General features: G+C 65.6%; 16 protein-coding genes. 8 read left to right on the plus strand and 8 right to left on the minus strand.

Annotation, left to right across the window (positions count from 1 at the left end):
* Window positions 1-14 precede the first annotated feature (14 nt).
* Both ACTXG5_RS18715 and ACTXG5_RS18720 read right to left on the minus strand, forming a co-directional pair.
* Complete coding sequence (locus ACTXG5_RS18715) at window positions 15-716, minus strand: peroxiredoxin-like family protein (protein WP_445160211.1); 702 nt, start codon at window positions 714-716, stop codon at window positions 15-17.
* A gap of 85 nt (window positions 717-801) precedes the next feature.
* Window positions 802-1,920, minus strand: a complete 1,119-nt coding sequence (locus ACTXG5_RS18720; RefSeq protein ID WP_445160212.1) for a serine hydrolase domain-containing protein — start codon at window positions 1,918-1,920, stop codon at window positions 802-804.
* 82 nt (window positions 1,921-2,002) lie between these two features.
* On the opposite strand from ACTXG5_RS18720, the gene ACTXG5_RS18725 reads away from it, so the two are divergent.
* Window positions 2,003-2,470: an SRPBCC family protein gene (locus ACTXG5_RS18725; protein WP_445160213.1), complete on the plus strand. Its 468-nt coding sequence runs from the start codon at window positions 2,003-2,005 to the stop codon at window positions 2,468-2,470.
* Between the two features lie 33 nt (window positions 2,471-2,503).
* On the opposite strand, the gene ACTXG5_RS18730 is transcribed toward ACTXG5_RS18725, so the two are convergent.
* The gene (locus ACTXG5_RS18730) at window positions 2,504-2,884 is read right to left on the minus strand and encodes a hypothetical protein (RefSeq protein WP_445160214.1); all 381 of its coding nucleotides are present in this window, start codon (window positions 2,882-2,884) and stop codon (window positions 2,504-2,506) included.
* 125 nt (window positions 2,885-3,009) lie between these two features.
* On the opposite strand from ACTXG5_RS18730, the gene ACTXG5_RS18735 reads away from it, so the two are divergent.
* On the plus strand, window positions 3,010-4,569 hold the full coding sequence (locus ACTXG5_RS18735; protein WP_445160215.1) for an FAD-dependent monooxygenase: 1,560 nt from the start codon (window positions 3,010-3,012) through the stop codon (window positions 4,567-4,569).
* A gap of 4 nt (window positions 4,570-4,573) precedes the next feature.
* On the opposite strand, the gene ACTXG5_RS18740 is transcribed toward ACTXG5_RS18735, so the two are convergent.
* From ACTXG5_RS18740 to aceA, 4 genes are all read right to left on the minus strand, one after another.
* On the minus strand, window positions 4,574-5,737 hold the full coding sequence (locus ACTXG5_RS18740; RefSeq protein WP_445160216.1) for an LLM class flavin-dependent oxidoreductase: 1,164 nt from the start codon (window positions 5,735-5,737) through the stop codon (window positions 4,574-4,576).
* Between the two features lie 212 nt (window positions 5,738-5,949).
* The gene (locus ACTXG5_RS18745) at window positions 5,950-6,342 is read right to left on the minus strand and encodes a hypothetical protein (RefSeq protein WP_445160217.1); all 393 of its coding nucleotides are present in this window, start codon (window positions 6,340-6,342) and stop codon (window positions 5,950-5,952) included.
* A gap of 179 nt (window positions 6,343-6,521) precedes the next feature.
* Window positions 6,522-6,743, minus strand: a complete 222-nt coding sequence (locus ACTXG5_RS18750) for a hypothetical protein (RefSeq protein ID WP_445160218.1) — start codon at window positions 6,741-6,743, stop codon at window positions 6,522-6,524.
* 289 nt (window positions 6,744-7,032) lie between these two features.
* Window positions 7,033-9,333: an isocitrate lyase ICL2 gene (gene aceA / locus ACTXG5_RS18755; RefSeq protein ID WP_445160219.1), complete on the minus strand. Its 2,301-nt coding sequence runs from the start codon at window positions 9,331-9,333 to the stop codon at window positions 7,033-7,035.
* A 69-nt stretch (window positions 9,334-9,402) separates the two neighbouring features.
* Here aceA and ACTXG5_RS18760 point away from each other — a divergent pair, with 69 nt between their 5' ends.
* The gene (locus ACTXG5_RS18760) at window positions 9,403-9,582 is read left to right on the plus strand and encodes a hypothetical protein (RefSeq protein ID WP_445160220.1); all 180 of its coding nucleotides are present in this window, start codon (window positions 9,403-9,405) and stop codon (window positions 9,580-9,582) included.
* Between the two features lie 146 nt (window positions 9,583-9,728).
* The gene (locus ACTXG5_RS18765) at window positions 9,729-10,103 is read left to right on the plus strand and encodes a hypothetical protein (protein WP_445160221.1); all 375 of its coding nucleotides are present in this window, start codon (window positions 9,729-9,731) and stop codon (window positions 10,101-10,103) included.
* On the opposite strand, the gene ACTXG5_RS18770 is transcribed toward ACTXG5_RS18765, so the two are convergent.
* Window positions 10,100-10,822, minus strand: a complete 723-nt coding sequence (locus tag ACTXG5_RS18770; RefSeq protein ID WP_445160222.1) for an MBL fold metallo-hydrolase — start codon at window positions 10,820-10,822, stop codon at window positions 10,100-10,102. The genes ACTXG5_RS18765 and ACTXG5_RS18770 overlap by 4 nt on opposite strands.
* A gap of 55 nt (window positions 10,823-10,877) precedes the next feature.
* Between ACTXG5_RS18770 and ACTXG5_RS18775 the strand changes: the two genes are divergently transcribed.
* The 4 genes from ACTXG5_RS18775 to ACTXG5_RS18790 are packed head-to-tail and all read left to right on the plus strand — an operon-like array spanning window position 10,878 to window position 13,203.
* Entirely contained in the window at window positions 10,878-11,192 is a 315-nt protein-coding gene (locus tag ACTXG5_RS18775; protein ID WP_445160223.1) for an ArsR/SmtB family transcription factor, read from the plus strand.
* Complete coding sequence (locus tag ACTXG5_RS18780) at window positions 11,189-11,599, plus strand: SRPBCC family protein (RefSeq protein ID WP_445160224.1); 411 nt, start codon at window positions 11,189-11,191, stop codon at window positions 11,597-11,599. Before ACTXG5_RS18775 ends, ACTXG5_RS18780 begins: the two co-directional genes overlap by 4 nt.
* 42 nt (window positions 11,600-11,641) lie before the next feature.
* Complete coding sequence (locus tag ACTXG5_RS18785) at window positions 11,642-12,646, plus strand: synaptic vesicle VAT-1 family membrane protein (RefSeq protein WP_445160225.1); 1,005 nt, start codon at window positions 11,642-11,644, stop codon at window positions 12,644-12,646.
* A gap of 11 nt (window positions 12,647-12,657) precedes the next feature.
* Complete coding sequence (locus tag ACTXG5_RS18790; protein ID WP_445160226.1) at window positions 12,658-13,203, plus strand: YbhB/YbcL family Raf kinase inhibitor-like protein; 546 nt, start codon at window positions 12,658-12,660, stop codon at window positions 13,201-13,203.
* The last annotated feature ends 3 nt before the right edge of the window (window positions 13,204-13,206 follow it).

Below are 13,206 nucleotides of genomic sequence, written 5' to 3' on the forward strand. Positions count from 1 at the left end.
CCGGCTGATCAGGCTCAGGCCAGGTTGCGGAGGGCCCGTATGACGTCGGCTGGATCGGCCCGGTACATGTAGTTCGGGTTGGCGTACGCGAAGCCGATGATCGCGTCGGTGTCCACGACGAACGTCGCGGGAATGGGCAAGACTTGCTCACCCGGCCCGTTGAACTTCTCGATCGGGTGTCCCAGCCGCACATAGTCTTCTTGTAGATATCCGGGCAACTTCCAGACCAGCCCGTAGCTGCCGGCCACCGCCAGTCCGGCATCGGTGAGAACGTCGTAGCTGAGGTCTAATCGCTGCGTCGTGGAGAGTGACATGTCCGGTGTCATGCCCGAAACAGCGATCAAAGTTGCGCCGAGTGCCGCGATGTCGGGCAACGCCTGCTGCAGGCCACGCAGCTCGAGATTGCAGAACGGGCACCAGATGCCCCGGTAAAAAGACAGGACCACAGGGCCTCGGCCGAGTCGTTCGGCAAGGGAGACCATGCGGCCCAGGGCGTCGGGCAGCGTGAAATCCGGCGCCTGGGTGCCGACCGTGGCGACCTGGTCCACCAGCCCTGAGGCCGCCAGTTCGGCGTTGACCTTATCCATGTCGTCGGCGATATCCGGGGGCACGACCGCATCACGTATGTCTCGCCAGCGGCCCAGTTCGTCGGTCAGATCAAAGGATCCAGGCGGCAGTCGCTGCACCCAATCGGGCTCGTCGTGATCGCTCGGCATGGATCCGAGCTTATTGAGACGACCAACCGTGTCGTTGGCTGAAGTGTGGGCAGTCGTTGTCTGACAGTGCACACTTCAATGCGAGCTACATCCAGAGTCTGGCTATCGAGTCGGCCAGGGCTTCCGGATCCTGCTCATCGGTATTGCAGCTGATCGCCACGGACGTCGTTCGGTCCTTGCTGACCCGAAACGCCGTGACGAATCCGCCCCAATCGCCGTCGTGATCGAGTGTTCCGTTGGCGAGCACAAAGATTCCCGCCCCGTACCTGTCACCGCCGCCCGAATCGGTAAGTACTGCCCCACTCAGTTGGGCGTCGAGCAATGTGGAGCCGCCCACCCGGCCGGTTCGGTAATTGTCGGCCCAAGAGACCAGTTGGGTGGGCGTGGTCTGGATGCCGCCGTCACCGACCTGTTCCCAGCCCGATGTGATGGCGTGGTAATCGTCGCTGTCCGATTCATACGCGACGGCGATGCCCCGAATGTGTCCGGTTGGATCCAAGGCCATGTCCAGGCCGAGCGGATGGAAGATCTGTTCGGCCAGGAACTGCGGCAAGGGTTTTCCCGATACCCGGCGGACGATCTCGCCGAGCAGCAGGTAGTTGGAATTCGAGTACTCGAATTGGGAACCGGGCGCGAACTTCGGCCTCGGCATGGCGGCCACCGCTCGTAGTGCCTGATCCTCGGTCGTGCGGTCAGCGAACTGAAACCCTTGCGCCTCGAGCAGTCCGACATAGTCGGGGATGCCGCTCGTCTGGTGCATCAGTTGTCCGACATTGACGGTGCCGGCCCACGGCGGCAGCTCGGGCAGGCGCTGGGACAGCGGGTCGTTGAGCGTCAGCTTGCCGGCATCGACCAACAACAGCAGCGCCGTGGCAGTGAACTGCTTGGATACCGACGCGATATCGAACACCGTGTCTGTGGTGATCGCACTGCCGGTCGACAGGTCGGCCAGGCCGCGGACCCCCGTCCAGGCGACCGTTCCCTTGACGCCCACCGCCGCCGAGCATCCGGGAGATTCGGAATCGATGGCGTCATTCAGCACTTTCTGGCTGGCCGCCTTGGCGGCTGCATTGTCCGCAGTGACCCCGGAGGTGGTAGTGAGCGCGGTGTGCTGACCACCGTCGCCGCAGGCGCTGAACAACACTGCGGCCGCGAGAAGTAGCGACGGCCGTCTCGCGTTCACCAGAACAGACCGTCTCGCCATGCCCTGAATGATGCGCTTCGGCTGACTAGCTGTCAGCACCGCAGGACCGGGTCGATGGGCGTTGGCGGTAGGGTACGCGGCTATGTCAGGTCGCAAGTTTTCGTTCGAGATCAACCGGACTAGCAGCGCGCCTGCCGCAACGGTATTCCGGCTTCTGGCCGACGGCGGTAACTGGTCGAGCTGGGCCAAGCCGATAGTCCTTCAGTCGAGTTGGGCGCGACAAGGCGATCCGGCACCGGGCGGGGTCGGGGCGGTTCGGCAGATCGGGGTGTGGCCGGTCCTGGCGCAGGAGGAGATCGTCGAATACGAGCAGGATCGCCGGCAGGTGTACAAGGTGCTTCGGCCCGCGTCCGCGGCGAAGGACTACGTCGCCGAGGTGGTCTTGACCCCGAATGCGGCGGGCGGCACCGACATCCGCTGGTCGGGCTCGTTCATCGAGGGAGTTCGCGGGACCGGGCCGGTGATGCGGGCCGCGCTGGGTGGGGCGGTCAAGCTTCTGGCGGATCGACTGGTGAAGACGGCCGACCGCGAATCGAGCGTGTCACGGTAGCGCTGATCGATGGCGCGTGACGGCCGCAAGCGGCTAGGGGTTGTTGGCCTGTTGCTCGGTTTGCTGACCCTGTAGCTCGTCTTGGAGGGCCTGTTGCTCGGCCGCTTCGTTTTGTTGTTCGGCCTCCTGCTCGGACTGTTGCATCTGCTGCTGCGCCAGCTGCTGCTGTAGTTGAGCCTGGTCGTCGTTGTCATCGGCGGCGAAGCCTCCGCCGGCGAGGTTGGCTGGGCCCTGGGGCAGCGGCGACTCGATGGCCGTGTCCGTCAGGTGCACCTGGCCCAATGGGGCCGCCGCGGTGTCGGGACGCGCCGCGTCGACAAACGCCAGCATCGCGATGGTCGCGACCCCGGCGAAGATGAGTTGCATGATCCGTAATCGCCGACGATGCGGGACGGAGAGAGCGGTGGAGGTCATGCTTCCGGTATGCGTCCCGTCACTAGCTCTCAGCTGGGACGCGGCTAGCGCTGAATTATGAAAACACGCGCTGTCAGTTGAGCTGGCGTTTGTCGGGCCCGTCTCCAACTATTAAGTTTGGCTAAGTGATCGATGTCGTCATTGCGGGTGGTGGTCCCAACGGGCTGATGCTGGCCGGCGAGCTGGGATTGAACGGGATCCGGCCCGTGGTGCTGGACCCCATGCCCGGCCCTAATTCCCAACGGCGGGCCAACGGCGTTATCGGCCAAGGGGTTCGGATCCTGGACCATCGCGGCCTCTACGGCACACTTGCGGGAACGGCGGAGCCGCCACGGCTGAACCCGCGCCCGATGTTTGCGGCTTTCCCGTTGGATCTCGCGCTGACGACGGACTCGCAGGTGTTCCTGCTGCCCGTTCAGCAACCCAAGCTTGTTCAGGTGCTTGCGGACCGGGCTGTCGAATACGACGTGGATATTCGTTGGGGTCACGCGCTCACCGGTTTCGACCAGGACCCGGACGGCGTCACGGTGCATGTCGCGGGGCCAAGTGGCGCCTATCAGCTGCGGGCCAAATACCTCGTCGGCGCCGACGGCGGCAGCAGCCCGACGCGCAAGCTGGCCGGCATCGAATTCCCGGGGATGTCGTCGAACGACGCGGTAGTCCGGCTCGGATTCGATGTGCTGCCGCCGGACGAATGGGTCGATTCGGTCAGCGGCGGGCTGGACATCCCCGGGTTTGGCCGAGTCCGACCGCTGCAGTTCAATCGGGCCGAGAGGGGCGTCTTCGCGTGCGGTGCGCTCGGGGGTCGGGCGGCGGTCCTGATCTTCGAACTGGACAGCTCGCCGCGCGATGAACGCCGCGAAGACGGCGCCGAACCGCCCATGAGCCTCGCCGAACTGGAGGCCAGCGCCAAACGTGTGCTCGGCGCCGACGTCCCGCTGCGGCCCGTATCGCCGGACGCGCCACTCGATCTGCGTCGATTCTCCGGGATCAATTCGAGGATCGCGTCGCAGTATCAGGCGGGTCGGGTGATTCTGGTTGGCGATGCCGCACACGTCCACTCCCCGATGGGTGGACCGGGACTCAACCTGGGTCTACAGGACGCGGTGAACCTTGGCTGGAAGCTCGCGGCGGTCCTGCGCGGACGCGTTGAGCCCGCCTTGCTTGCCACCTATGAAGCCGAGCGCCGACCCGCGGCCGAGCGGGTCATCATGCACAGCCGGGCGCAATTGGCGCTGGTCCGTCCCGGGCCGGAGGTCACCGCGCTGCGGCAGCTATTTTCCGAGCTGCTCACCGATTCCGATATCGCCCGTCGCCTCAACAACCTGATATCCGGGGCCGAAAACCGGTACATCGCCGAGCCCGACGCGCATCCGCTGACTGGGCACTGGGTGCCCGACTTCGGCGTGAGGAACGGCGGCGAACCGAGACGCGTGGCAGAGCTGGCGCGCACCGGCCGACCGCTACTTCTCGATCTCACCGAATCCGGCAGCCTGGCCGCTGCGGTTGCCGATGCCGCGGATGAGCTCACCGTCGCGGCCGGACATCCGGTGGGCGACGTGCCGGCGACCGCGGTACTGGTGCGCCCCGACGGATACGTGGCCTGGGCGTCGTCAGCTGCCGCACCCGACGAGCAGGACTTGGGCGAACTGCGCCGAATGCTGGCTCAGTGGTTCGGATTGTGAGCCGCTACTTCGAGGCGACTTCGTCCTGGTACTTCTTGGTCATGTACTCGACGGCCTGATTCTGCGTTTGCGCGAGACCTTCCCGCGCATCGCTGGCCCGCGCGGCCGCATCCAGCGTCGGCTGTGCCTGGCCCTGGAAGTGCGGCATCACTTCGGCGGCGAACAACTCGGCGGAGCGTTTGGTCGCCGCCGGGTTGGCCCACTCGTGACCCATCTGCAGCATGCAGCCGAACCCGCCGGATTGGTCCCACATCCGCTGCACCTGTGCCCTGGCACGCTCGGGTGAGCCGATCACACCTGCGCCGTTCTCGTTGATGACGTCGATCATCTCGTCGATCTGCTCACCCGGCATGGTCATCTGCGGGAACGCGGCCACCTTCTGGAAGTAGCGGAACCATGACTCGAGGCCGAATTTCACATCCTCGCGCGCCTGCTTGTCGGTTTCGGCGATATGGAACGGCCCGACCAGGCTCCAATTCTTGCGATCGACCTGGGTGCCAAACGCCGCGGCACGTTCTTCGACGATGTCCCAGTGGTATTGCAGGGCGTTGAAGCCCTCGATGGTCAGGGTCGCACCGATGGACAGCAGGCCGATGCCGTGCTTGCCGGCCAGCCGTGCACCCGTCGGCGACGCGACCGCGGCCACCGCCAGCGGCACACCGCCATCGGAGTACGGGGCGAGCTGCAGCTGGGCATTGTGCAGGTCGTGCGTGGGGGTCTTGGCGCTCACGGTCTCCCCCGCCAGCAGCCGGACCACGATGTCGAGGTTGGTCTCCAACAGCTCACGGGTGTCGGTCGGCGTCAGGCCGATCATCGACGAGTCACTGGGCAGCGAACCGGGACCCACCCCACCGATGATGCGACCGTGGGTGAGGTGATCCAGCATCATCAACCGGTCGGCGACCCACAGCGGGTTGTGGTACGAGAGCGAGATGACGCCCGTGCCAAAGCGAAGCCACTTCGTCCGCTCTGCCGCCGCGGCGATGAAGATCTCCGGCGACGCGATGATTTCGCTTCCGGCCGAGTGGTGTTCGCCGATCCACGCCTCGTCGAAGCCGAGAGCGTCGAGGTGCTGGACGAACTCGAGATCGCGTTGCAACGCCAGCGTCGGGTTGGTGCCCGCGCGGTGGAATGGGGCGATGAAATATCCGAACCTGAGCTTCGCCATTGAAGGTCCCCTTGCAGTCGCGTTGCGGACAACCATAACTCACGCTGATGAGCCCCAGGCGGATCAGTGGACTCTGACGTCGCTGATTGTCGCAACCGCGGCGGGGCCAAAAAGTGCTCAGCCGATGGGGCCAGATCGACATGACCCCATCGGCGATGAGCAAGCCTTACTCGTGCACGGTTTTATGGCACGTCAGTAAGGCAAGGGTGCGTTCAGTTGCCGCCGCAGATGTTGCCGATGCAGCCACCGCCGCCACCGGGTCCGCCACCGCCGCCACCGACGCCGGGGATGCTGCCGCTACCGCCGCCGGGTCCGCCACCGCCAGTGGGGCCGCCGGGGACACTGCCGCCACCGCCGCCGGGTCCGCCACCGCCAGTGGGGCCGCCGGGAACGCTGCCGCCGCCGCCACCCGGCCCGCCAGTACCGCTTGGGCCACCGGTATCTGGAGCTGTGGACGGCGCGACGCTGGACGAAGTAGCGGGCGTGGTGGTGGTCGTTGTTGTACTGCTGGGTGCTTTATTGCCGCCTCCGCCGCAGCCAACCGCCAAAACGAGCATGGCCGCACCGCCGAAAACCGCAACCGCCGATCGAGCTTCCGATCTCATCAGACTCCCCACTCTCTCGCGACTCTCCTGCAAACCTCTTTCCTCCGTACCCGCTTGGGCGCCTTGCAAACCGCACTCAACGCGACGGCGGCACCATTCGAATCGCGGCCGGACATGCCGATGGCCCATCTCGCGGTGGAGATGGGCCATCGATGAGCAGGCCGAATGCGGTCGGTGCCCTAGCAGTCGAGTCCCGAGACGCAGCCGGTGAGGATGGCCTGGTGAACAGCGCTGTGGGCTGACGCGTTCGGGGCCGCGGGCGCGACGCTCGACGAAGCGTGAGCCGCCGGGGCCGGCGCTGGGGCGACTGGGCTGGCGCCGAGGCCACCGAAGCCGACGGCGAAAGCGAGCGCGGCGGCCCCGCTGAAGGTCGTGATCGTCATCTTGGTCTGAGATTTCATCGTGGTGTCCTCTCGGTTGCGGTTGTTCCTTCAAGTGCGAAGTTTGCTGATGGCTTAATCATACGCATGTGCAACTGTTTGAGGAAGCAAAAATAGCCCGTGTGATGACTTGCACGTTTAAAGCGGATGGCGGTTCCGCCCTGATCAGCTGGCATGACGGCCCGATTGAGGCCTGGATCAGGGCAGCAAGCAGCCACTGGCAATGGTCGTGCGCCGTGGCGCTAACGACTTCGAGGTACTGAAATATGAAGGCCACCAAGCGATTTCGAGAACTCGCTGGCGGGCGCGGCTAGTCTTCCTTGGTGATCAACTTCCGCAGCGCTACCCGATCAGGCTTGAGTAGCTCCGCGATGCGCGGCTTGTTCACCTCGGCGACGATGATCTCGCCGACCTCCGGATAGACCTCGCTGAAGATGCCGTGCGACTTCATCTTCTCGGTCTGATAGAGGTTGTCCTCGGTCGGCGTCACGTAGTACACCGCGTCCGCCTTGAAGCGATTCACCAGCCAGAGGTGAATCAGGGTCATCAGCCGCTTCTGGCGCATCTTCTCGGCGAAGGTGTTCTGGTCGCGGACCTGCAGAATGCTGCGGCCGTGCCGATCCTTGATCGGATCGACGATCACGTTGGCCAACTGCTCGTCACCGCTGCCGTAGATCCCGAGTTCGAGGACGTCCGAGCCGGCGCGGCGCGGCCGTAGGGTCACGCGCAGCTTCTCACCCAACTGGTAGTGCTCGCTCCACAGCGTCAGCCATTCCTCCAGCAGCTTCTTCGGTACCTCGGTCTGCGCGAGATGCTGATGCTGGGTCGAGCCCTTGCCCATCGACTTGGTCGTCGCGGTACGGCCCGAGGAGGCGGCCAGGGCGGCATCGCTACGGGGGCCGCCGACCAGGGTCTGCGGTGTCCGGTAGGGCGACTCGACCAGACGCATCTTGCGCTGCAAACGAGCCAGCGCGAGCATGCCGTCCTGTCTGAGGTTGGTGGCGAACTCCTCGGCGGCGACACCATCGATCTGGTGTCCGCCGTAGGTGATGAAGTTGAAGACGAAGCCCATCTTGCCCAGCTCTATGGGGAACTGCTTCATTTCGTCGTCGGTCATGCCGGTGGTGTCCCAGTTGAACGACGGCGAAAGGTTATAGGCCAGCATCTGGTCGGGGAACTCGGCATGGATCGCCTCGGCGAACTCCCGGGCGTCGGCGAGATCCGCGGTCTTCGTCTCCATCCAGAGGATGTCGGCGAACGGCGCGGCCGCCAGCGACTTGGCGATCGCATACGGGATGCCGCCGCGAATCTGGTAGTAGCCCTCCGGGGTCTTCGAGAGTTCGCAATCCCACGGCGGGTCGACGCCCAACTCCCTGGCCTTCTCCCGGGTGGCATACAGCGAGGCGCGCGCGGCGAACTGCCGCCACTCATCGGGGCTCATGCTGGGCGACTCGTCTTCGCTCTCGCCGAACGCCAGCACTTCGGCCACCGCCTCGCCGTAGGTCATCAGCCCGGCGTCGTCCTCCCAGGCGGACACGAACCGCGACTCGACCTGGTCGAAGAGGTCGTCGATGGATTTCTGGCCGTCTTCGCGCCAGGCGTTGACGGCGTCGGAGACCACACCGAAGATGCCTTGGCGCTCGAGCCAGCCGTTGGCCAGGGCGTACTCGCCTTCGGCAAGAGCGTAAAGGAGATGGCCGTTGAGCTCTTTGACGCCCAATTCGTAGAAACGTCGCACCAGCGCCAGGAAGCAGGCCTTGTACGAAGGGATGGTGAGGTTGGTGACGCCCAGCAGGAACGGCTGATCGCGCTCGTCGGCGCGGCTGTCGATCAGGTTGGCCGCCTCGGCATCGGTGCGCGCGACGATGATGCCGGGGACTCTCATGACGTCGAGCTGGAAGCGCGCGGCATTGAGGCGCTTGATCTGTTCGTCCGACGGCACCAGAACCTTGCCGCCTTGGTGACCACACTTCTTGGTGCCCGGGCGCTGATCTTCGATGTGGTACCCCGGCACGCCGACCTCGACGAAGCGCCGGATCAGATTGCGCACGTGCGGATCGCCACCGTGACCGGTGTCGGCGTCGGCGATGATGAACGGCCGGAAGTCGTACTCCCGGGCCGTGGCGCGCTGCTGCTCAGTCATGTGCAGGCGCTGGTACTGCTGGTTGCGGTCGGCGGTCAGCAGCGCCCGGACCAGTACCGCGGCGTCGTCGGGCACCTGGCTCAGCGGATAGCTGGCCAGGTCGGGTCCCGGGTCCTCGGTGGTCGACCCCTTGGCCGAAGTTGCCCAACCGCCGAGGTAGATGCCCTCGATGCCCATCCGCTTCATGCTCACCGCCTGCCCGGGCGAGTACGGACCGAAGGTGGTGATGCTCTTCTTGGCCGCGAAGAGATCGCGCAGGTGAGGGTAGAAAGCCGTCGCCGCGTCACGTGCGACGGTGTAGTCGGTGGGGATCGTGCCGCGCTGCTCCACTACCTGGCGGGCTGTGTAGAGGCGAATGATCCCGGCAAAGCGCGGGTCGTCGAAGTACCGCTGCGTGGCGTCGGTTTGCTTCTCGAAGTCCTGTTCGAACGGTGCGGGGACTTCAGTGTCCGCGTCGATGATGGCCATGGCCTTACGCTCCTCTGTCAGCACGATTCCGCTGACCGTGAGTCTATCCCCGGATCCGGTGGTTCAATCATGGGTCAACCGAGTGATTACCCGGCCGGGCCAAAGCTGTTGTCACACGCCGAACTCCGGGCTTCCCAGATCACCGGAGCGACCGTGCAGGCCCACCGTGGCGTCGAGGGCGCCAAGGTCGTTGCCCCGGGCGCCGTGTCGACGTCGACTCCGCGGAACCCGGACCTACGCCATCCTTAAAGGATTGCAGTGCAATGCTTTTCGCTTGAATCATCGCCGGGGTGCCGATTTCGAACGGCCTTCGAGGCACCGGCCAGCAAACTGAATCAACGGATAAATGGGGAGAAAACCGCACCGGCCAGCAAACTCCAGGTATCGTCGGTGCCATGCTGACGGAGTTGCGCTATGAGCGTTGGTTTCTGCCCTTGTCCGTGCCGCTGGGACTCGGGCCGAAAAAGAGCGAGGTGCGGATCGCGGACGGGACACTCCACGTGAAGATGGGGTGGGGTTTTGAGGCCCAGATTCCGATCGCGTCAATCACCCGTGCCGAAGCGACCGAGGAGCGCGCGTTCACCGCCGGTGTGCACTACTCGAGTGGTCGATGGCTGGTCAACGGTTCGAGCAAAGGACTGGTGACCTTGACGATAGAGCCGCCGGTAAAGGCGAAAGCCGCATTCAGGACGGTGATGCTGCGCTCGTTGGTGGTCAGCGTGACCGATCCCGAAGCCCTGATCGCCGCGTGCACAGGCGCGACCGGCTAGCCGGGCGCTGAGCCCAAACGTCGTTCCAGCCAGGCCCGCTGCCGGCGGATGAACGCAGCGTCGACGACCCTTCCGTGACCCGGGACGTAGATCGCACCGGGTCCACCGATCGCCAGCACCCGGTCAAGCGTTGCCGGCCAGGCCGCCACATCGGAATCGGCGTCGATCGACGGGTCGGCGGACTCTTCGACGAGATCGCCGGTGAACACCACCACGCGGTCACCGTCGTGGCCGAGCCCGGGCACAACCACGACCAAATCCGACGTGGTGTGGCCGCGGCCGAGGTGAGCGATGGTCACCTCGCGGTCGCCGAGATCGACAACGGCGTCGTAGATCCCGCGCTGCGGCCCCCGCAAGGCCGCGATCGCCCGGTCGATCTCGTCGGCGTCCGCACCGAAACTCAGCGCGTCGTCGCGAATCTGATCACGGGCCGACCACAGGTAGTCGACAACCTCCGGCGCACAGTAGATGTCGGCTCCGGCGAACAGCGAGGAACCCAGGACATGGTCGAAATGCTTGTGCGTCAACACAATATGCGTGACCGGGTTCCCGGCAAGCTGCCGAACGTCGTCGTCGATTGCGGCCGCCTCGGTCAGCGTGGTACCGGTGTCGACGAGGAGCGCTCCAGTACGGCCGCAGACCAGCCCGATGGTGACGTCGCAGAACGGAAGCCGGCAGCGATGCACGCTGGGGGTCAACTGTTCCCAGACGAATCGCACAGAGAGCAAGGTAGCGGGTTGACGTGTCGGGAATTCCCGACATATAGTGCGTGACGTGGCGACCGCGGATCGCGTTTTTCTCGCCTTAGCGAACCCGGTGCGACGGGAGCTGTTGGAGATTCTGACTCGACAGCAACTGTCCGCAGGGGAACTCAGCGACCGGTTCGAACTCAGTCGCCCCGCCGTCGCAGAGCATCTCAAGGTGCTGCGCGACGCCGGGCTGGTCGCCGACGAGCCGCAAGGCCGCCGTCGCATCTACCGCCTCACCGCGGAACCCCTCGCCGAGCTCGGTCAGTGGTTGCACCCGTTCGAGAAGTTCTGGCGCGGACGGCTGGCCGCGCTCGCCGACGCGGCAGAGGAGCTGGAATGAACCAGACATCATCACCTGCGACGATCACGGTCGACCAATTCGTGGCCGCACCGCCGGAAACGGTATGGCGGTTGCTGACTGAACCCGAGCTGGTGCGGCTGTGGTGGGCCGAGGGTCAGGTGGCCGCGGTCGTCGGCCACCAATTCGTCCTCGACATGCCCGGCTATGGCAAGCAGCCCTGCAAGGTGCTCGAGGTCGATCCACCGCATCGCTTCGTCTACACCTTCACGCCGGCATGGACCCTGAGCTGGCGTCTTGAGGCCGAAGGCGCTGGTACTCGGGTGTTCTTGGAGCACAGCGGCTTTGACCTCGATGACGTGCGGATGGCCGATGCTTTCGATCGCATGGGGCCCGGATGGCGCGACGTCGTTCTCCCCCGCCTTGCTCAGGCCGCCGAACAGGTATAACCCCCGTCCGCAGGATTGCGGCGAACCAGAGGAGAGATCGCGATGCGCGCAGTAGTCATCACCAAACACGGGGATCCATCGGTCTTGCAGGTGCAGCAGCGCCCGGACCCACCCGCGCCTGGCCCGGGCCAGCTGCAGGTCGCGGTCCGTGCCGCGGGGGTGAATTTCGCCGATCACCTCGCCCGCGTCGGCCTGTATCCCGACGCGCCGAAACTTCCCGCGGTGGTGGGCTACGAAGTCGCCGGGACCGTGACAGCCGTCGGCGACGGCGTGGATCCCAACCGCGTCGGCGAACGGGTATTGGCCGGAACGCGATTCGGTGGCTACGCCGAAATCGTCAACGTCGCCGCCAGCGATTCCGTGGTGCTCCCCGACGCGCTGAGCTTCGAACAGGGCGCCGCGGTACCGGTCAACTACGCGACCGCGTGGGCGGCGTTGCACGGCTACGGTTCGCTGCGCCGCGGCGAGCGGGTGTTGATCCACGCCGCGGCCGGCGGCGTTGGCACCGCGGCCATCCAGTTCGCCAAGGCCGCCGGAGCCGAAGTGCACGGCACCGCGTCGCCGGCCAAACACCACAAGCTCACCGAGCTCGGCGTGGACCGTGCGATCGACTACCGCCGCGACGGGTGGTGGAAGGGCCTCGACCCTTACGACCTGGTCCTCGACGCCCTCGGCGGAACCTCGCTGCGACGGTCGTACGAGTTGCTGCGCCCCGGCGGAAGGCTTGTGGGATACGGGGTTTCGTCGCTGCAGCAGGGCGAGAAGCGCTCCTTGCGCCGGGTGGCTCCGCAGGTGTTGTCGATGCTGCGGGGTTTCAACCTGATGGATCAGCTCTCGGAGTCAAAGGCCGTCATCGGCCTGAACATGCTGCGGTTGTGGGACGACCGCGGCACGCTAGAGCCCTGGATCACCCCGTTGGCCGAGGGGCTGCACAACGGCATGATCTCCCCCATCGTGCATGCGGCCGTGCCGTTCGCCGAGGCGCCCGAGGCGCACCGGATCCTGGCAGCTCGGGAGAACATCGGGAAGGTCGTTCTGGTTCCATGAAGCTCAGGGCTATGGATGTGAGACTTCGGCGGACGACATTAGCCATCGGCGGTCTGGCGTTGGTGCTGACACTGGCCGGCTACGGCGGCACCGGTAGCAGTCGGGCCGCGCCCGCCGGTGGGCCACTGACGATCAGCAGTCCGGCGTTCGCCAACGGTGCGCCGATACCGGTGCACTACACCTGCAAAGGGGCCAATGTCGCGCCGCCATTGACGTGGTCGGCGCCGTTAGGGGCCGCACTCGTCGTCGACGATCCGGATGCCGTCAACGGCATCCACATCCACTGGGTCGTCACCGGAATCCCGTTCGGATCCGGTAGCACCGCAGACGGTCAGACTCCCGGTGGTGGGACCACCCTGCCGAACACGTCGGGCCAGGCGGCGTACCAGGGTCCCTGTCCCCCAGCGGGCACCGGCACCTATCACTATCGGTTTACGCTCTACCAGCTTCCCAACGACTACCTGCTGCCCGGCGGCCTGGCCGGCGGGCAAGCGGCGCAGACCATTGCCGGCGCGGCCACCGCGCAGGCGCAGCTGACCGGAACATTCGGCGGCTGATCG

The sequence above is a fragment of the Mycobacterium sp. Dal123C01 genome (assembly GCF_052566995.1).